The sequence below is a fragment of the Mesobacillus foraminis genome (genome assembly GCF_004340465.1).
Lineage (GTDB): Bacteria > Bacillota > Bacilli > Bacillales > Cytobacillaceae > Mesobacillus_B > Mesobacillus_B foraminis.
On the sequence record NZ_SLVV01000003.1, the window covers coordinates 280,269 to 299,406 of the forward strand.

17 protein-coding genes and 1 pseudogene are annotated in these 19,138 nt (G+C 43.1%); 16 read left to right on the forward strand and 2 right to left on the reverse strand.

The window, feature by feature from the left end; translation table 11 throughout:
* The first annotated feature begins 34 nt into the window (after nt 1-34).
* The 14 genes and pseudogenes from EV146_RS05870 (at nt 35) to EV146_RS05935 (ending at nt 13,833) form a co-directional block, all read left to right on the forward strand.
* Nucleotides 35-1,585, forward strand: a complete 1,551-nt coding sequence (locus EV146_RS05870) for a glycosyltransferase (RefSeq protein WP_132003265.1) — start codon at nt 35-37, stop codon at nt 1,583-1,585.
* Nucleotides 1,586-1,642: 57 nt separating this feature from the next.
* The gene (locus EV146_RS05875) at nt 1,643-3,157 is read left to right on the forward strand and encodes a glycosyltransferase (protein WP_158287021.1); all 1,515 of its coding nucleotides are present in this window, start codon (nt 1,643-1,645) and stop codon (nt 3,155-3,157) included.
* Between the two features lie 48 nt (nt 3,158-3,205).
* Nucleotides 3,206-3,511, forward strand: coding sequence for a hypothetical protein (locus tag EV146_RS05880; protein ID WP_132003272.1), 306 nt, complete (start codon nt 3,206-3,208; stop codon nt 3,509-3,511).
* A 3-nt stretch (nt 3,512-3,514) separates the two neighbouring features.
* On the forward strand, nt 3,515-4,417 hold the full coding sequence (rfbA, locus tag EV146_RS05885) for a glucose-1-phosphate thymidylyltransferase RfbA (protein ID WP_132003274.1): 903 nt from the start codon (nt 3,515-3,517) through the stop codon (nt 4,415-4,417).
* Nucleotides 4,404-4,961 (forward strand): dTDP-4-dehydrorhamnose 3,5-epimerase, encoded by a 558-nt coding sequence (rfbC, locus tag EV146_RS05890; protein WP_132003277.1) that lies wholly within the window; start codon nt 4,404-4,406, stop codon nt 4,959-4,961. The genes rfbA and rfbC overlap by 14 nt, the downstream gene beginning before the upstream one ends.
* Nucleotide 4,962: 1 nt before the next feature.
* Nucleotides 4,963-5,949 (forward strand): dTDP-glucose 4,6-dehydratase, encoded by a 987-nt coding sequence (gene rfbB, locus EV146_RS05895; protein ID WP_132003280.1) that lies wholly within the window; start codon nt 4,963-4,965, stop codon nt 5,947-5,949.
* A 1-nt stretch (nt 5,950) separates the two neighbouring features.
* On the forward strand, nt 5,951-6,793 hold the full coding sequence (gene rfbD, locus EV146_RS05900; RefSeq protein ID WP_132003283.1) for a dTDP-4-dehydrorhamnose reductase: 843 nt from the start codon (nt 5,951-5,953) through the stop codon (nt 6,791-6,793).
* A 271-nt stretch (nt 6,794-7,064) separates the two neighbouring features.
* A complete protein-coding gene (gene tagD, locus EV146_RS05905) occupies nt 7,065-7,460 on the forward strand; it encodes a glycerol-3-phosphate cytidylyltransferase (RefSeq protein WP_132003286.1) in 396 nt (131 codons plus the stop codon).
* A complete protein-coding gene (locus EV146_RS05910; protein WP_132003289.1) occupies nt 7,457-8,662 on the forward strand; it encodes a CDP-glycerol glycerophosphotransferase family protein in 1,206 nt (401 codons plus the stop codon). The genes tagD and EV146_RS05910 overlap by 4 nt, the downstream gene beginning before the upstream one ends.
* A 140-nt stretch (nt 8,663-8,802) precedes the next feature.
* A complete protein-coding gene (locus EV146_RS05915; RefSeq protein ID WP_132003292.1) occupies nt 8,803-9,600 on the forward strand; it encodes an ABC transporter permease in 798 nt (265 codons plus the stop codon).
* A 17-nt stretch (nt 9,601-9,617) separates the two neighbouring features.
* A pseudogene (tagH, locus tag EV146_RS05920) lies at nt 9,618-10,403 on the forward strand (teichoic acids export ABC transporter ATP-binding subunit TagH); the annotation flags it as partial.
* Between the two features lie 176 nt (nt 10,404-10,579).
* Nucleotides 10,580-11,686, forward strand: coding sequence for an acyltransferase family protein (locus EV146_RS05925; protein WP_158287022.1), 1,107 nt, complete (start codon nt 10,580-10,582; stop codon nt 11,684-11,686).
* A 110-nt stretch (nt 11,687-11,796) separates the two neighbouring features.
* The gene (locus EV146_RS05930; protein ID WP_132003301.1) at nt 11,797-12,531 is read left to right on the forward strand and encodes a WecB/TagA/CpsF family glycosyltransferase; all 735 of its coding nucleotides are present in this window, start codon (nt 11,797-11,799) and stop codon (nt 12,529-12,531) included.
* A 246-nt stretch (nt 12,532-12,777) separates the two neighbouring features.
* Nucleotides 12,778-13,833 carry a glycosyltransferase family 4 protein gene (locus tag EV146_RS05935; RefSeq protein ID WP_132003304.1) on the forward strand — a complete coding sequence of 352 codons (1,056 nt, stop codon included), beginning with the start codon at nt 12,778-12,780 and terminating at the stop codon, nt 13,831-13,833.
* Nucleotides 13,834-14,834: 1,001 nt separating this feature from the next.
* Here EV146_RS05935 and EV146_RS05940 read toward each other — a convergent pair.
* Together EV146_RS05940 and EV146_RS05945 are read right to left on the reverse strand one after the other, a co-directional pair.
* Entirely contained in the window at nt 14,835-15,911 is a 1,077-nt protein-coding gene (locus EV146_RS05940; protein WP_132003307.1) for an LCP family protein, read from the reverse strand.
* Nucleotides 15,912-16,029: 118 nt separating this feature from the next.
* Nucleotides 16,030-16,668, reverse strand: coding sequence for a YigZ family protein (locus tag EV146_RS05945; RefSeq protein ID WP_132003309.1), 639 nt, complete (start codon nt 16,666-16,668; stop codon nt 16,030-16,032).
* Between the two features lie 488 nt (nt 16,669-17,156).
* Here EV146_RS05945 and EV146_RS05950 point away from each other — a divergent pair, with 488 nt between their 5' ends.
* Both EV146_RS05950 and EV146_RS05955 read left to right on the forward strand, forming a co-directional pair.
* On the forward strand, nt 17,157-18,305 hold the full coding sequence (locus tag EV146_RS05950) for a sensor histidine kinase (RefSeq protein WP_132003311.1): 1,149 nt from the start codon (nt 17,157-17,159) through the stop codon (nt 18,303-18,305).
* 75 nt (nt 18,306-18,380) lie between these two features.
* Nucleotides 18,381-19,067, forward strand: a complete 687-nt coding sequence (locus tag EV146_RS05955; protein WP_121611011.1) for a response regulator — start codon at nt 18,381-18,383, stop codon at nt 19,065-19,067.
* Nucleotides 19,068-19,138: the final 71 nt, after the last annotated feature.

Below are 19,138 nucleotides of genomic sequence, written 5' to 3' on the forward strand. Positions count from 1 at the left end.
AAAGGATCGCGGAAATTCCAAGGGAGGTTCTTATTTGAGTAAAAAGGTTTTTATGTTACTTTATGATATTGATGTGAATAAAGGCGGGATTACCTCTGTTATGCTGAGCAGGTCCCGTGAGTTAAGCCGCAGGTTTGGATATGATGTTGATTTAATCAGCCTGGACTATAAGAACAATTATGATGAAATCCAGGAGAAGCTGATCCAGGACGGTCGATTATTTCCAAAAGTAAACATTTTGAATGTACATACCTATTACAGGGATAAATACAGCTCCGGAAAAATAAAAAGGGAGCAGCTCAAGCATTATGAGGATGCTTCCAAACTCCATGAAGAGGGTTTGTTCGTCCAGGAAGATACACAAAAAAATTATGCCAGATATTTCGGCAATGGAGAATACGTAAAATACAAGAAATGGTCACAGGATGGTCGATTATCACATATCGACCATTTTAGTAAGAATCGAAATCGACTATATAGAGAAGAATTTCATAAAAAGGGATATATTTACAGGGAAATATGGTATGATTTGATATGCAATGAGCCGAAACAGGAACTCCATTTTACCGAAGACGGGTTTTGCTATTTGAACAAGTGGTATAATCCCAACAATGGTAAGCTTCAAAAGATTTTTTTATTCGACAGGTTTACAAACCAGGCACGTGAATTTAAAAGCAATAAAGAATTTCATGTGTACTGGCTGAACGAGCTTTGCCGCGAGCAAAAGGAAAAACCATTTCTGATTTGTGATGGAGTTGGATCCGCTTCAAAGGTATTGAGCATGGACCCTGATGCAGCCTATCGAATCTATGCCATCCATACCAATCATTTTGAGGCGCCGTATCAATATGGCAGTCCAATCAAAGAGGATCATGTGACCCTCTTGGACAACCTTGAAAAGGAAGAAGCATTGGTTGTTTTGACAGAGTCGCAGAAAAAAGACATTGTCAAACAATATGGTGATCACAAAAATGTATATGTAGTCCCTAATTTTATCACACCTATCAAAGATTATAAGCTAGAACGGGACCCGAAACTAGTAACAATGATTGCCAGATACCATCCTGAAAAAGGGATTGATGAAGCAATTATAGCTTTTGGCAAGGTTGTAAAAAAACTGCCAGATGCGAAGCTCGAAATCTACGGCCATGGGGAAGACGAGGACAGGCTCCGAAGCATGATAAAGGAAAAGAAGCTGGGGAAAAATGTCTTTCTTAAAGGTTATACAACCAAGGTTGGCGAGGTCCTTGGTAGAAGCAGCATGACCCTGCTTACTTCCCAATTTGAAGGGCTCAATGTTGTAAGCCTGGAATCCATGTTCTGTAAAGTCCCAGTGGTAAGCTATGACGTCAACTATGGAATGAGAGACATTATCCAGAATGGCAAGACAGGTTACCTGGTTTCTTACGGCGACCGGGATGCCTTGGCGGAACGGATTGTGGAGATGCTGACCAATCCGAAAAAAATCACCAAGATGGGAATTGAAGCCCATGAGTTTGTAATAAGAAATTTTTCTAAAGTACACGTTTGCAGGAAATGGGAATCTCTATTCAATGAGCTCGAGAACAAGATTAATAAACAATGACACTTTTATTTTTTACTCATGAAAATATAGATGATATGTAGCCGGGGAGGTAATGAGTTGAAAATTTCCGTAGCAATTCCCATATACAACGCGGCAAGGCATTTGAACGTCACCTTGGATTCGTTAATTAAGCAGACAATGCCATCTTCTGATTTTGAAGTGATTTGTGTGAACGATCGTTCCACAGATAACAGTAAAGCCGTTATCGAAGGTTATATGAAGACGATGGATAATTTAGTGCTTATCGATCGAGAAGTTAATTCGGGCGGCCCAATGATTCCCAGAAACAATGCCATTGAAGCTGCGCGCGGCGAATATATCTTATTTTTGGATAATGATGATTTCCTGGGTGAAGAAACATTAGAGCGTCTTTACCGGTCCGCTGAAGAAAATAACTCCGATGTAATATATGGCAAGTATGTCGGGGTTAATGGACGTCATGTACCTGAGTCCATGTTCAAGAAAGGCGATCGTTTAAATGCTGATATGATTGAAGACAATCTTTTGTATTCACTGGCTCCCCATAAAATGTTCAAGCTTTCATTTGTGAGGGAAAACGGGTTTGAGTTCCACCCCAAAGCTGTAGTAGGCGAGGATCAGCTATTTGTGATGCAGTGCTATATAAACGCCAAAGTCATTACTGTAATGGCTGATTATGATTATTACTTCGTTGTCTCGAGAGGGAATGAAAACCTCAGCTTAAAATACTTTCCGGCTGAGCAATTTTTCTTTTCCTTTAACAGAATTATGGAATTTCTCGAAGCCAGCAGCTTAAACGAACTTTATAAACGTTCGGTAAAAATTGCATTCCTAAATCGATTTTTACATGCGAGCCGGCTTAGGGGCCACCTTTTATCCGGCTTGCTGAGCAGGGAACAGAAAATCGACTGGCTTAACGAAACAAAACGGTTTCTTGATAACCATGTTGAGGACAAAATTATCCCTTCCCTGGCATCCCGTTTTCAATATCTGGTTACAGTTGCTAAAGATAATGATATCGAAAAGCTCCTGTCCGTGCATAATCAGATAGAAAACATTACCTCTAATCATGTGACAAGAGTTCAGAATGGTTTTATTTATGCAAAGATTCAAAGACTATCAAAAGAATGTTCCTATAACGAGGAACTCGTTGTTAATCACAAGAATACCTCGAATGTTTTTGTTTCGGAACTGCAGCTTGAGGATACAAGGTTTATTGTAAAAGGAGATTTTACCCAGAGTTTACTCGTTAATTTTGATATATCGTATGAATTGATCCTGGTCCATCGTTCAACAGGAATCGAAAAGGTTCATAGATCCCCAATGGCTACATCTTCCGGGAAGTATGAATTTGAAGTGGATTATAAAGAAGTTCTATTTAATGAGGCGCTCACTGGGCCATGGGATTTATTTGTTCAGGCCTCTACCGGCAGTTACGTAAAAAGAAGAAGAATAGGAGCATCCAGGTCTCCATGGCTTAAAGAAGAAAGGACGATTTCAGGTATATCCTCCTTTGGACGCAAGTACTCAATACGGTCTTATTTTACAAAACCACATGATAATATTTCACTGGATATCAGATTGGAAGATTAAAAGATTTATATGGTTGCTAAATCTAATACCTAAATACAGGAGAGCAAAATGATAAAGGTAATCACAGTAAAAGATCATGTAAAAACGTACGCAAGGCCTTCCATTAATGCCATTATCGTCAATGATCATCCATTAGCCGGCAAGGAGCTGACTGTTTATCCGAGTATTGAAGGCTGGTATGAGCTTCGTCCGGTAGATATCGATGGGGTCCTTAATACTGAATTTGTGCAGAAAAGTGACATTAAAATAGTAGGGAAAGAACAGAAAAAGGTGGCGAATAGCCCTCTTGACTCAGAAACCTCAGACCTTGGAAAAATTACAGCTCTTGTAAAAAATGTAATAAAAGGGAGGTAAACCATGAAAGGGATTATCCTGGCCGGAGGAAGTGGAACTCGCCTGTATCCATTGACTCGCGCTATTTCAAAGCAAATGCTGCCGATCTATGACAAGCCAATGATTTATTATCCATTGTCCGTCCTGATGCTTGCCGGAATCAAAGAAATCTTAATAATTTCAACGCCAGAGGACACACCAAGATTTGAGCAGTTATTGGGGAATGGATCTGATTTGGGCATCTCCCTTTCCTATGCCGTCCAGCGCAAGCCCGAGGGGCTGGCGCAGGCGTTCATTATTGGAGAAGAGTTCATTGGGAACGACTCTGTTGCTCTGATCCTCGGTGATAATATTTACTATGGCCAGGGCTTTTCAAAAATCCTTCAGCGCGCTGCTTCCAAGAAAAGAGGGGCAACGGTGTTTGGGTACCACGTTCATGATCCCGAGCGATTTGGGGTCGTGGAGTTCGATGAAAATATGAAGGCTATTTCAATCGAGGAAAAGCCTGAGCACCCTAAAAGCCATTATGCTGTGACTGGTTTGTACTTCTATGATAACAAAGTGGTGGATTATGCCAAGCTGATAGAACCATCACCGCGCGGGGAGCTGGAAATTACAGATTTGAACAGCCTGTACCTTGAAGCAGGCCAGCTGGAAGTGGAAGTAATGGGCCGCGGGTTTGCCTGGCTGGATACTGGAACTCACGAAAGCCTGCTGGAAGCTTCCACTTTTATCGAAACGGTTGAAAAAAGACAGCGCCTTAAAATTGCCTGTCTTGAAGAGGTCGCTTTTCGGATGGGATACATTGATGCTGAACAGGTCAGGGTGCTGGCTGAACCTTTAAAGAAAAATGAATACGGGCAGTACCTGCTCCGGATGCTGGATACCCATGCCAATAGGAAGGAGAAAAGCAATGCGAGTCATTGAGAGCAAATTAAAAGGTGTTAAACTGATCGAGCCAAAGGCCTTTGGAGATCACCGGGGATTCTTCATGGAAAGCTACAATGAGAAGGTCTTCAAGGAAAATGGAATTACTGAAAACTTCGTCCAGGACAATCACTCCCTTTCAAAAGAAGCCGGTGTCCTGCGAGGGATGCATTACCAGTTGGCGCCCAAAGGGCAGACAAAGCTGATCCGAGTCGCAACGGGAGCAATTTATGATGTAGTAGTTGATATGCGGAAAGGCTCCCCTACCTACGGAGAGTGGGAAGGGTATATTTTAAGCGAACACAATAAGCGGCAGCTCCTTGTACCAAAGGGATTTGCCCATGGATTTTGCACCATTACTGAAAACGTTAATGTGCTTTATAAGGTGGATGAGCTGTACTCGCCAGAGCATGACCGCGGAATCGCCTGGGATGATGAGGAACTGGGAATTGACTGGCCTGTATCGAACCCGATTCTTTCTGAAAAGGACGGGAAGCATCCGCAGCTGAAGGATGCTGAAAATAATTTTGTTTGGGAGGATTAGGATGAATATCATTGTAACAGGAGGCGCCGGCTTTATTGGAAGCAATTTTGTGCGCCACATGCTAACCAACTATCCAGAATACAAGGTAGTCAATTTGGACCTGCTTACATATGCCGGGAATATCCATAATCTTGATGATTTAAAGGATAACCCCAAGCATGTGTTTGTGAAAGGGAACATTACCGACCATGCACTCGTAGTGGATTTAATAAAAGAACATAAAATCAATGCCATCATCAATTTTGCGGCGGAATCCCATGTGGACAGAAGTATAATCGATCCAGGGATTTTTATTGAAACAAATGTACAGGGAACGCTTTCCCTCCTGAATGCCGCCAAGGAATGCAATATTGATAAATTCCTTCAGGTTTCAACAGACGAGGTATACGGTTCCCTTGGAGAGACGGGCTATTTTACTGAAGAAACACCGCTTGCTCCAAACAGTCCGTATTCAGCCAGCAAGGCGGGAGCAGACATGCTGGTTCGTGCCTATCATGAAACGTATGGCATGAATGTGAATATTACTCGCTGTTCCAATAATTACGGACCCTATCATTTCCCCGAGAAATTGATCCCGTTAATGATTACCAATGGAATTGATGGAGAAATCCTGCCAATTTACGGCGACGGGAAGAATATCCGTGATTGGCTCCATGTAACAGACCATTGTGCAGCCATTGACCTTGTCCTGCATAAAGGAAAATCGGGGGAAGTCTATAATGTTGGCGGCCATAATGAAAGAACGAACAATGAAATTGTCGATATTATTGTGGATAAGCTTAATTTGTCCAGAGACAGGATTAAATATGTCCAGGACCGCCTTGGCCATGACCGGCGCTATGCCATCGACCCGCACAAGCTGGAAACAGAACTTGGCTGGAAACCAAAATATACCTTTGATACGGGCATTGTCGAGACCATTGACTGGTACCTCAATAACGAAGATTGGTGGCGTCCTTTAAAAGAGCGCGCCAGGCTGGAGAAATAAGATGAAGGTAATAGTAACAGGCGCAAAAGGACAACTGGGTCAGGACGTCACGGAACTTTTACGGAATAAGGGGTATAAGGTATATCCCTTCAGTAAGGCTGAACTGAATATACTGGATGAGGCTGTCGTCCAGTCAAAGGTCGAAGAGATCAGCCCGGACTGGATCCTTCACTGTGCAGCTTATACCAATGTGGAAGCGGCAGAGGACGAAGGGAAGGATCTGAACTGGAAAGTAAACAGAGATGGTTCGGCAATCATCAGCAAAGCGGCCGCTTCGGTCGATGCACAGCTCATCTTCATCAGCACCGATTATGTATTCGACGGAACCAGGCAGGAGCCTTATCAGCCCGATGATCCAACAAATCCCATCAATGAGTACGGGGCGGCCAAGCTTGCGGGTGAAAAAGCCGTTTTGGAATACAGTCCAGATGCCCGCATCATCAGGACCTCATGGGTGTTTGGAGAGCATGGGCACAATTTTGTCTATACCATGTTGAAGCTGGCAAAGAAAATGGATACCTTAAAAGTGGTGGATGATCAATATGGGCGTCCAACCTACGCAAGGGATCTTGCCAATTTTATGATCTACATCATGGAACGGAACATTGAAGGAGGAATATATCATTTCTCCAATGACAATGAGGCTACATGGTATCAATTCGCCAGGGAAATCCTCAAGGGTGAAGATGTTGTGGTATTGCCGGTCGACTCCAGCGAGTTTCCTCAAAAAGCCAGCAGGCCGAAGCATTCCGTGATGTCACTTGATAAAGTAAAAGAAACGGGATTCGATATACCGTCCTGGGAAGATGCTTTGCAAAGATTCCAAAGGAATATTCAACAATAATATCTATATAATATCTGGCGGCCAGCGGATAAGTTGGAAGGCAGCGGACCCTTCTGTCGTATACGGCAGAAAGCCGCTGCTTTTTTAACGTGGCATGAAATCCTTATATTGGGTTTGAAATAACATTTATCGAGTAATATAATGAGGAGTAGCCTGATTTAAAATAAATTTTTTTAGAATTAGCACCCTTAAGCGATCCATTTTCGACAAAAATAGATATAATGTCATTACCTGGTTTCACCTGTAAACTTGGTAAGGAGATGAAATTAATTTGAAAACAGTATTAACATATGGAACATTTGACCTGCTTCATGCGGGGCATATCAATATATTGCGCCGGGCGAAAGAGCTTGGAGATTTCCTGATTGTAGGGCTTTCTTCCGACGAGTTCAATCTTCAAAAGCATAAAGAGTCCTACCATTCCTATGAAGACAGGAAATTAATCCTTGAAGCGATTCGCTATGTTGATCGGGTCATTCCGGAGAACTCCTGGGACCAAAAGGTAAAGGATGTTCTTGATAACAAGGTTGATATCTTCGTGATGGGCAGCGATTGGGAAGGCCATTTTGACTTCCTGAAAGAACACTGCGATGTCATTTATCTGCCCAGGACAACGGGGGTTTCCACAACTAAAATCAAAACAGATTTACAGGGGGTGGAAAAATGATGAGAGAAATACTTATCACATTGTATTTAACGGTGTTTAAGGTTCTTTTTAACATTTTTAAAATGTTCCCTCTGAAAAACAAAGTCACATTTACAGTCAGCTTCGGTGATAACAGTAAATATGTTTATGACGAAATTCGCAGGAAAGACATCGATGTAGAGGTCGCTGTCCTTTACAAAGGGGCTGCGGGTTCCCATTTCCAGGAATGCAGAGACATTGATTTAATTCCCTTTGAATCTGGGAATCTAGCTTCTTTCTTGAAGTCCATTTACCATTTAGCAACCTCTAAATATATCATTATTGATAACTATTTTGGCTTTTTAGCCGTGACAGATTTTAAAGAAGGTACAGAGTGCATCCAGCTGTGGCATGCGTCTGGTGCATTGAAAAAGTTCGGGCTCGAAGACCAGTCTGTTAAATACCGCAGCAAAAGAGCGCAGGAGCGCTTTTTGCGTGTTTACGACAAATTTGACAAAGTCATCGTCGGTTCCGATGTGATGGCCAATATTTTTATGAATGCTTTTAATCTTCCCCAGGAACGTATTTTAAGAACGGGGATCCCTCGTACCGACTTTTTTTATGATGAAAGAACGCAAAACCAGATTATTGACACGCTGATAAAAGAAAACCCGGTGTTAAAATACAAGAAAAAAGTGCTGTATGCTCCAACTTACCGTGACAATCAGCTCGACGAATTTAAAATGGAGCTTGAGCTGGATGAAATGTCCCGTGAACTTGGGGAGGACTATGTGGTTCTTTTGAGACTTCACCCCGCCATCAAAGGGACTGTTGATTACTCAGAGCTGTATCCTGGATTTGTCTATAATTATTCTTCCTCCAAATACGATATTAATGAGCTGTTATTAATTGCTAATTATCTAATTACGGACTATTCCTCAATCCCATATGAATTCTCTTTATTGAATAAGCCCATGATTTTCTTTGCTTATGATTTAGAGCAGTATAAAAAGGAAAGAGGACTAATGGACAATTATGAACATACCGTTCCCGGTCCAGTAGTGAATCATACAAAGGATATAATTGCCCTCATCAAGGAGGACAATTTTAATCTGGAAGAGATTAAGGAATATGCCGCTAAATGGAACCGATATTCTGCAGGGCATTCAAGTGAAAACCTTGTGGGCTACCTCTTCGAAAAGGAAGCTGTTATTTCGGAGGGCCAGAGGCGCACAGCGTTATAAACCTGTAACATTTGGGTATTAGTATAATGAACCACAATATGATAAACTGTAATGGTGCTTCGGGGGGTTACTTCGAAGTTTTTATTTGATGATTTTCGATTATGAGGAACAGATTAAATTGTTTAGGAAGGTTTTTGAGCATGAAGTCAATGTTTACGGTCATCAAGGAGCAGATAAGCAGCTTTTATCTGATTAGAAGATTATCTTTATTTGAGTTGAAAAGTGCTAATAATAACAACTATCTTGGCATGCTATGGGAATTGATCAATCCAGCCATCCAGCTTGCCATCTACTGGTTTGTTTTCGGCTTTGGAATCCGCGGCGGCGATCCAGTGGATGGAGTGCCTTTTGTCTTTTGGCTGCTCTCCGGAATGGTCGTCTGGTTCTTTGTTAACCAATCCATTATCGAAGCTTCGAAATCGATTTATACAAGGATTAATTTTATTTCGAAAATGAGCTTTCCAATGAGTGTTATTCCTACCTATGTCATTGTCTCAAAGCTCTATTCTCATCTTATGCTGGTTGCTCTGGTGACCATTATTCTGCAGTTTACGGATTATACGATTTCACCATATTTTGTCCAGCTCCCTTATTTCATATTTTGTACGCTGATGCTATTGATTTCGTTATCACTAATTACGTCAACTTTATCAACCATTGTCCGGGACGTGCACATGGTTGTCACATCCATTGTAAGAATGCTCCTTTACTTGACTCCGCTTTTATGGGAGCCGAGCGGCTGGATCAAGCAGGTCATCATGATCAATCCTCTGTATTATATTGTAGAGGGCTACAGGGCATCCTTGCTTGGGACATCCTGGTATCTGGTTGAAAATACGCAGCTGACACTTTATTTTTGGGGAGTGGTGATTGTGATGCTGCTCATCGGTTCAGCTCTGCATGTAAAATTCAGAAACCATTTTGTTGACTATATGTAAAATGGAGGTACCATTTCTTGAGTGAAACAGTCATTGTGAAAAATGTCTATAAAAAATATAAAATGCACAGCAAGCCGTCCGAAAAGCTCCTTGATGTTATTTTGCCAGGAGGATATGGAGAGGATTTTTATGCCCTGCAGGACATCTCCTTTACTGCCAAAAAGGGCGACGTCATCGGGCTTGTGGGAGTGAACGGTTCCGGGAAATCGACGCTTTCCAATATTATCGCCGGCGTCGTTCCTCCGACATCCGGCACAGTGGAGACAATTGGACAAACCTCCCTGATCGCCATTGCTTCCGGACTGAACAATCAATTATCAGGACGGGATAATATTGAATTAAAGTGTTTGATGCTTGGCTTTACGAAAAAAGAGATTAAAGAAATGGAACCGGAAATCATTGAGTTTGCCGATATTGGCAAATTTATCGACCAGCCTGTTAAAAAGTATTCCAGCGGGATGAAATCCAGGCTCGGATTTGCCATTTCTGTTACCGTCAATCCCGATATCCTGGTTGTCGACGAAGCTCTTTCGGTAGGAGACCAGGCTTTTGCACAAAAGTCAAAGAACAAAATGTTTGAATTCAAGGAAAAGGGAAAAACAATCTTTTTTGTGAGCCATTCCATGGGACAGATCAAGGAGTTCTGTGATAGTGCACTTTGGCTTGAGTATGGGGAAATTAAGGACTATGGGCCTGTCAAAGAGGTCATTCCCGAGTATGAAAAATTTCTTAAAAAATACAAAGCCATGACGAAGGAGGAACAGCGCAAGTTCCGTGAAGAAGTCATGCGCAAGCAAAGCGGTCCAGCCGCAACACTTGGTAAATAAAAATTAAAATCTAAAATGACTTTTGAAAAAAAACGTTATTTTAGATTTTTTTGTTTAAGCACCAGCAATGCTGGGTATAGAAATTTTTGGGGCACCAATTCATTTAGCTGAAATTATACTAGATTCATAAACATTTCGAGGGGGTTATGAAGTTGAAAAGGATTCCATGGTTTGACAACATCAAAGGCCTCCTTATTTTCCTGGTCGTCTTTGGGCATGCTATCGAGGTTTATCGTCATACAGCAGGCAATGAATCTGTCAAATATCTTTATGATGTCATCTACTTTTTCCACATGCCGCTGTTCATTATTATTAGCGGATATTTCTACCGTCCCAATAAATTTGATCGGGTGGTAAAGCTATTATCAGTCTTCTTTATTTGGCAGCTGGTCCATGGAATCCTGTCAAAGCTAATAAAGGAACAGGCAATCTTGACACTCACACCTGAAGGACGGATATTCTCCATATTTGAACCGTATTGGACAATGTGGTATCTGCTTGGCATTGTGGTCTGGTCAGTTGTTACACCATACTTTTTAAAACTAAAGCATCCGGTTCTGATCAGCATTGGACTTGCCTTGTTGATCAGCTATGCTGAAAATGTGACAGGCTGGTTCTCGCTTCGGAAGCTTGTTAACTTTTATCCGTACTTTTTAATTGGCTATCTTCTATCCGAAAAACAAATATTGCATACTTTAAGTGAAAAGGCAAAAGGGCTGAAGTCGCCTGTACGCTGGACTGCGCTTGCTGTCCTGCTGGTTTACCTTGGAGGCATGCTGTACTATACCCAAATTCCCAAGGGAACCGAGTTTTTATTCATGAGAGAATCCTACAGCTACTTTGAGTGGTCCTTCATCAAGGGGGCGGCTTTTCATGTTGCTTTGTATGGACTCGTAGTTCTTCTGTCGATCTCGCTGTTCTTCCTGGTTCCGATGAATAAGAAAATTCCGTTCTTTAATCATATTGGGATCTACTCAGTCTTTGTTTACCTCATTCACACCAATATTATTCGCGTTTTCCGTCCGATGATGCCGGAAGAAGCTGCAAAAAATCCGGCACTTGTGATTTCAGTGGGGCTGCTGTTTGCACTGGTGCTCTGCTGGGCTGTTTCACTTCCAATTGTCCGGGCGGTGTTCAAGCCGCTTGTTGAGCCTTCGCTCAACTGGCTGTTCAAAAAGGATGACACGACTTCCGCTGACGGTAAAATTCCTGCGATGAAAAGCGCGTTGACCGATAATGGTTTAACGGAAAGCAAGTAATCGATAATACCAAAGCCTGTTTCATTTAACGGTGGAACAGGCTTTATTTTAACGGTCATAGATGGTACCTTATTGTTAATAGTGAATTTTTTAGAGAAGAGAGTTAAACAATGAAAAAAAGACATGTAAACATTCTCGGCATCCCCTTTATAAATAAAACATTTAAAGAAATGGCCGATATTATTGTAGATCGAATTGAAAGCAAGGAAAAAACTTTTCTCGTTACGGCAAATCCTGAGATCGTCATGCATACTCTTCAAAGTGAGGAGTATAAACAGGCTGTGCTGAGGGCTGATTTTGTGGTGCCAGACGGGGTAGGTATCCTGGTTGGGTCCCGTATGATGCAGGAGCCGATTTCCGAGCGTGTTACCGGCTTTGATTTGACAGTCCGTTTGCTGGAGCTGTCCAATCGAAACGGCTGGAGCCTGTACCTGCTTGGGGGAAGAGAAGAAGTTAATAAGGCAGCGGCCGAAAGTATTAAAGAAAAGTATCCTAAAGCCGTTTTAGCCGGAAGGCATCATGGCTTTTTTGACGAAAAGGATACAGAAATCCAGGAAGAAATCGCAGAGCTAAAGCCTGATATCGTTCTTGTGGCCCTTGGATTCCCGCGCCAGGAACGATGGATTGCTGATCATATCGATACTTTTGCACACGGGATTTTTATTGGGGTCGGCGGAAGCATCGATGTCCTTGCAGGCACAGCAAAAAGAGCACCTGAAATCTGGCAGAAGCTTAATATTGAATGGCTCTACCGGCTGGTGAAGCAGCCTTCCAGATGGAGAAGGATGCTGGCGCTGCCTGCTTTCGTTTTCGAGGTCGCTAAATATAAGCGCAGCTTAAAGTAATTTAACGCACAAAAGAATGAAACTTTTTTAAAATTCTACCGTCTAATAAGATGGTAACAAAAAAATGGGTTAGAAATGATAAATCAGGGTAAAGTTTCTGTAAAAAAACTATTAAATTATCATTTTGGAAATCGTAGTTGAAAGTATGGCTATATGGTATAATTAAAAACGTTTGAATGAAGGTTTTAAAAAAACGCCTGATTTAACACCGTACTTTGGGGCATCCTATCTACCAGGAGGGGCAATATGTTTTACATGACCTTAATATTATGTTTTGTGTGCTCCATCCTTATCACACCAATGATCAAGAAATTGGCGTTTCGTCTTGGAGCTACTGACAAACCGAATAATCGGAAGGTCCACGAAAAAATCATGCCGCGCATGGGTGGACTTGTTATTTATATAAGCTTTATGCTGGGGATTCTGATCATGAATCCCGACAGCCAGTATCACCTCGCCATCATTTTGGGCAGTGTCATCATTGTCGCAACGGGAATATTAGACGATATCTTCGAGCTTTCAGCAAAGGTGAAGCTGTTCAACCAGATTGCAGCAGCCCTCGTTGTTGTCCTCTGGGGAGGCGTCCAGGTTAACTTCATTAACCTTCCTTTTGGTGGAGTGCTCGAATTTGGAGTCCTAGCTGTCCCGATCACGATTATCTGGATTGTTGGGGTAACGAACGCGATCAATCTGATTGACGGCCTTGACGGTCTGGCTGCTGGTGTCTCATCCATTGCCTTGATTTCAATCTCCGGAATGGCGATTGTCATGGGTGATGTGTATGTCATGACCATCGGGTTTATCCTGCTCGTCAGTACGCTGGGGTTCCTGTTTTACAATTTCTATCCTGCCAAGATTTTTATGGGGGATACAGGGGCGCTGTTCCTGGGTTACATGATCGCTGTTCTATCACTGCTGGGATTCAAGAACGTAGCGTTCATCTCGTTTATCATTCCAGTCATTATCCTTGGAGTACCAATGACCGATACGATTTTTGCCATCGTTCGCCGTTTGGTGAAAAAGGCGCCATTGTCGGCGCCGGATAAATCTCATCTTCATCATTGCTTCCTGGACCTTGGATATACCCATAAACAAACCGTATTGCTCATTTATGCAATCTCCGCGATGTTTGGCCTGACCGCCTTCATCTTCTCGCTGACAACGATGTGGGGCTCTCTGCTGATTCTAACCATCATCCTGCTGGCGATCGAGCTGATTGTCGAAAGCGTCGGCCTCGTCGATAAAAATTACAGGCCGCTTCTCAACATGATGAGGGCAAACAAATACGCAAAGAACCGATAGAGCAAAACAAAACCCGGCTAACCGAAGCCGGGTTTTTTACTGCCTGAAACTTTATTCCCCTAAAGCGTGCCTGGCCCTCGTTGTTGCAGCGCAGAACTAAAGCGTGCCTGACCCTCGTAAAAAGGATGGGTTGATTCAAAGCAGTATACTAATAAGAAGGGCGCAGAATTTTCTGTAATAACGGCATATCCAAAGGTTACGAGTAAGCTTGGTTTTGAATCCAAAAAAGGTCATTGTCACTCCTTTATCACTGGTTTTTCAATAAAAACGGGGAATCGATGCATAACCTGAAATAATCGATGCATAACACGCCGGGAACAATGCATAAATTAAATTATTTGATGCATAACTTGTCTTTGCCCGTTAAGACCAGGGAACCGACCGGCCATATAGCCGAAATGGAGCTGGTTTTCACCCCTAAAATTACCCAACCGCCCTCACATCGAAACAGAAAAACGCCGGTTCGAACCTAGAACCCCTGAAAAAAGGTCACTTTCACACATTTGTCACCGGTTTTTCAATAAAAACGGGGAATCGATGCATAACCTGAAATAATCGATGCATAACCTGAAATAATCGATGCATAACACGCCGGGAACGATGCATAAACTAAATTATTTGATGCATAACTTGTCTTTCCCCGTTAAGACCAGGGAACCGACTGGTCATATAGCCTAGATGGAGCTGGTTTTCACTCCTAAAATTACCCAATCGCCCTCACATCGAAACAGAAAAACGCCGGTTCGAACCTAGAAACCCTGAAAAAAGGTCAATTTTACACATTTGTCACCGGTTTCTCATTAAAAAAAGTGCCAGACCCCCGCTGATTAAGTGAAGTGCTAAAGCGTGCCAGACCCCCGCTGATTAAGTGAAGTGCTAAAGCGTGCCAGACCCCCGCTGATTAGGTGAAGCACTAAAGGGTGCCAGACCCCCGTTGTTGCAGTGCAGAACTAAAGCGCCCATCACTCCCAGCCAGAATCATCACAAAAAAAAGCCCCTTCTTAGTAAGAAGGGGTTGTTTCTGTTGTCGCGGGATCGGTTGTTATTCCTGTGTCTGTCGTTGTTCCAGTTTCAGGAGTTGTGACTGAATCTGCTTCTGTCGTTGTCTCGGCAAGTCCCAGATGGGTTTGCAGCTCAAGCTTGGTTTGTGCCAGTGCGGCTTCGTCCAGCTGGTAGTAGTAAATGCCGTTGATCCTGGAGTCTGCTCCAGCCAGGTTCAATGTTTCGGTACTTAATTTATTGCCTGCTGTCGCATAGTCGATGAAGGAGACCATTTCATTGAATCTTAAGTCTGTACTCATGTTTTCGCCAATTGCTTCCATGACATCGGTATAGTTGGCAACCGATTTAGCGGAAGCAGCTTTTGAAATGATGGCTTTAATGATTAACTGCTGACGTTTTCCGCGTTCAATGTCGTTGTCAATTTTACGTGTTCTTGCCAAAGCTAGGGCTTCCTCGCCGTTCAGCGTCTGAAGGCCTTTTTCGAGGGTGATGGCGCCTGCTTTATCCTTTGAATCCTGTTCCGTAAAGGTAACCGGCACGTCGACTTCAATTCCGTTAAGGGCATCAATGACATCCATGAAGGCATTGAAGTTCATTTTCACATAATAATCGACTGGAACATCAAGAAGGTTCTCAACCGTATCAAGCGTCATTTCCACTCCGCCATAGGCGTGGGCATGGTTGATTTTTGTATAAACGTCCTGGCCTGGAATGTATACGTAAGAGTCACGAGGGATGCTCAGCAATTTGACCGATTTGTCATCCTTGTTAAAAGTAGCAAGCATCATTGCGTCAGTCCGGGTATTTCCTTCAAGCTTGCGCTTTTGACTGTCATCAACACCGATGAACAGAACGGAAATGTTTTCTTCAAAGGGGTTTACGTTCGCCCGTTTGCCTTCGCGGTCGATTGGCTGATAGGACTTGTTAATGACCGATTCAGCTTTGCTGTACAGGTGAGCTCCATAGGCTCCAACTGTCACAGTAATGAGCAGGAGAGGCATTAAGATCCAGCGTACAATTCTCTTTCGTTTCTTCTTCTTAGGATGATGAAGATTGGCTCGTCTATTTTCTGACATATGAATCTCCTTTTCTACTATTATAATAAGGTCCATTGACCCTTGATTTTAAAATGAAACCTATCCTCCATTTTACAATCTTTTCACCTGTTCGTAAATCGTATTTTTTGCCAGTTCTTTATCCTTCGTAAGCTTCCTCTTGATATAGTGTTTCACCTTGGCGGGTTTCACCCTGGCCATTTGTCAGCTCAACCATCCAGGCAGTAAAGCTTTCCGTCTGATTTTCCTCAACATAAGCTTCGATTTCCACTTTATCCTGATAATGAATGTCTTTGATGGTATAAATTGAGGATCTTAATTCGTTTTCGACTTTTCCAAGAAGGGTATAATCAATCGTGGTATGCATGATGGCCATCAGCTTGCGTTCGACGATTCCAGTGGCGGCAAGCCCTTCTGAAGTTGCTTTGCCGTAAGCACGGATCAGGCCGCCTGCCCCAAGCTTAATGCCCCCGAAGTATCGGGTGATTACGACAACGGTGTCTTTCAGCTTCTTCTTTTTAAGAACCTCAAGGATGGGAACCCCCGCTGTGCCGCTCGGTTCACCGTCATCATTCGCTTTTTGGATATGATCCTGCTCGCCAATGAGATAGGCGGAGCAATTGTGGGTAGCGTCCCAGTTTTGCTTTTTAATTTTTTGAATGAATTCCTGGGCTTCCTCTTCTGTTTCAGCCCGGTCTATGTAGGCGATAAATCTTGATTTTTGAATGATGATTTCATTTTCGCCATAGCCTTTTACCGTAAGATAACGGGGAAGCATGTAAATGGCTCCTTTCTAAAAACGTCCTGGCTCTATTCTACAATATTTGCTGTTTTTCTTCCTTTTATTTTTAAAAAAGCCCATACCCCATAAGACGGATGAATGGCGAAAAAGTTACAATTTTTTGTAGAATCTAAGCCATTCGTCGTACAGGCCCCCTCCCATCATTATACTTTCAGTCCCTTTCCTAGTTACATTTCTCTAGGCAATGTAACTAAACTTTAATATTCGTAAATAGAGACAATGATATAATAGGGGTATCCCAGGCGCATAATTTGGTATATTTTTTTAGTGGATGTCAACAGGGGTTTCCGATTATGATGGATGTAACTGTTAAAATTATAGGATATATTACATAGCATGGAAAGCTGATTCTATGCCTTTTTACCGAATTTGTGATAAATTGGCATATTTTCCATAGTCATCATTAGTAACTATGTATTTTTCAGGCTAAAATACTATTAAGTGCTGCCCGTGGGGGAATGATAATGGGATTGAGAAAACTAGACGCCAATACGCTCGATCATATTCTGGAAAGTATGATTGAAACGGTCGGGAGCAGCAAAGATGAAATCTTCCGGATCGGGGAGCAATGCCGCCATGACTATGAAACAATCACGGATGAGTTAAAAGAAGTCAAGAGGATGGTCGCGCTGATCATCCATGACGGGGACAAGCTTGAGACGAAGGTCCGGTTTGCCCGGAAACGGCTGTCTGAAGTAAGCAAGCATTTTAAGGATTATACCGAAGCAGAGGTCCGGCAGGCATATGAGGTGGCTCATAAGCTGCAGATGGAGCTGACGATGAACCGCCAGCAGGAAAAGCAGCTGAGGGAGCGCCGCGATGATCTTGAGCGCCGGTTGATTGGCCTGAGCGAAACAATTGAGAGAGCCGGATCCCTTGTATCCCAGATTAGCGTTGTCATGAACTACATGATGAGCGATATCCGTCAAATGGGACAAGCCCTCGAGAATGCCAAGCAAAAGCAGGATTTCGGCTTGAAGATCATTGAAGCCCAAGAGGAAGAACGGAAGCGCTTATCTAGGGAAATCCATGATGGGCCGGCTCAAATGCTGGCCAATGTGATGATGCGTTCCGATTTAATAGAAAAGATCTATAAGGAAAGAAGCGGAGAAGAGGCAATTGCTGAAATCCGCAGCTTAAAAAAGATGGTCCGGTCTGCTTTGTATGAGGTCAGGAGGATTATTTATGACCTGCGCCCAATGGCCCTGGATGACCTGGGACTGGTTCCAACCCTCAAAAAGTATTTGCAGACGATCGAAGAGTATCATAAGACGACAAAAATCCAGTTTGTCAATATCGGGGAAGACCGGCGGCTTCCGGCAAAATACGAGGTCGCATTGTTCAGACTGATTCAGGAGTCCGTTCAGAATGCGTTCAAGCATGCGAATGCGAATCTGATTCAGGTAAAGCTGGAAATTAAGAACTGCGTTATTTCCGTTATTATTAAGGATGACGGCAATGGGTTTGATCAGGAGAAAACGAAGCCTGAGTCCTTTGGGATCCTGGGAATGAAAGAGCGGGTCGAGCTGCTCGATGGGGAAATTTCCATTGATTCAAAGGTTGGAAGCGGGACGCTGGTCATGATCCAGGTGCCGGTTGCAAATCGGGAATAATAGGAACAGGAGCCTGCCGCTTCCTGTTCCGGTGATATATAAAAATAGAGACAGACGGCATAGGGAGGCGTACGTATGGCAACCAAAATAGTCATTATTGACGATCATCAGCTATTCAGAGAAGGGGTAAAGCGGATTCTCGATTTTGAAGATTCTTTCGAGGTTGTGGCCGAGGGGGATGATGGCTGTGAAGTAATTGGACTTTATGAGGCCCATGAGCCCGATGTGATCATTATGGACATCAACATGCCAAACACAAACGGGGTCGATGCGACTCGCCACTTAATTGAAAAATACCCCGATGCAAAGGTGATCATTCTCTCCATCCATGACGATGAGAACTATGTGACCCACGCATTGAAAACTGGGGCAACAGGATACCTTTTAAAAGAAATGGATGCCGATGCCTTGATCGATGCGGTTAAGGTTGTGGCGGACGGCGGTTCGTACCTCCATCCAAAGGTTACCCATAATCTTGTAAAAGAGTACCGGCGTCTTTCGGCGGACCAGGGGCTGTCAGGGGATCAGTACATTTCCCCGGTTGAAATCCGCAGGCCGCTGCATCTGCTGACACGCAGGGAATGCGAAGTCCTTCAGCTGCTGGCTGACGGGAAAAGCAACCGCGGTATTGGGGAAGCGCTGTTCATCAGTGAGAAAACCGTCAAAAACCATGTCAGCAACATTCTTCAAAAAATGAGTGTAAATGACCGTACCCAGGCTGTAGTCGTTGCAATCAAGAATGGCTGGGTAGAAGTAAGATAAGCAATGCGAGAAACCTCAATAGGAGATTAGACACATTTGCCGAGGCGAATGTGTCTTTTTTATGTCAATTC

Bases quoted from the DNA above. Each gene is read 5' to 3' on its own strand.
- rfbB (WP_132003280.1), top strand. From the start codon at position 4,963: ATGAATATCATTGTAACAGGAGGCGCCGGCTTTATTGGAAGCAATTTT.
- EV146_RS05930 (WP_132003301.1), top strand. From the start codon at position 11,797: ATGAAAAAAAGACATGTAAACATTCTCGGCATCCCCTTTATAAATAAA.
- EV146_RS05910 (WP_132003289.1), top strand. From the start codon at position 7,457: ATGATGAGAGAAATACTTATCACATTGTATTTAACGGTGTTTAAGGTT.
- EV146_RS05915 (WP_132003292.1), top strand. From the start codon at position 8,803: ATGAAGTCAATGTTTACGGTCATCAAGGAGCAGATAAGCAGCTTTTAT.
- rfbA (WP_132003274.1), top strand. From the start codon at position 3,515: ATGAAAGGGATTATCCTGGCCGGAGGAAGTGGAACTCGCCTGTATCCA.
- EV146_RS05945 (WP_132003309.1), bottom strand. From the start codon at position 16,668: ATGCTTCCCCGTTATCTTACGGTAAAAGGCTATGGCGAAAATGAAATC.
- EV146_RS05940 (WP_132003307.1), bottom strand. From the start codon at position 15,911: ATGTCAGAAAATAGACGAGCCAATCTTCATCATCCTAAGAAGAAGAAA.
- EV146_RS05955 (WP_121611011.1), top strand. From the start codon at position 18,381: ATGGCAACCAAAATAGTCATTATTGACGATCATCAGCTATTCAGAGAA.
- EV146_RS05950 (WP_132003311.1), top strand. From the start codon at position 17,157: ATGGGATTGAGAAAACTAGACGCCAATACGCTCGATCATATTCTGGAA.
- rfbD (WP_132003283.1), top strand. From the start codon at position 5,951: ATGAAGGTAATAGTAACAGGCGCAAAAGGACAACTGGGTCAGGACGTC.
- rfbC (WP_132003277.1), top strand. From the start codon at position 4,404: ATGCGAGTCATTGAGAGCAAATTAAAAGGTGTTAAACTGATCGAGCCA.
- EV146_RS05880 (WP_132003272.1), top strand. From the start codon at position 3,206: ATGATAAAGGTAATCACAGTAAAAGATCATGTAAAAACGTACGCAAGG.
- EV146_RS05935 (WP_132003304.1), top strand. From the start codon at position 12,778: ATGTTTTACATGACCTTAATATTATGTTTTGTGTGCTCCATCCTTATC.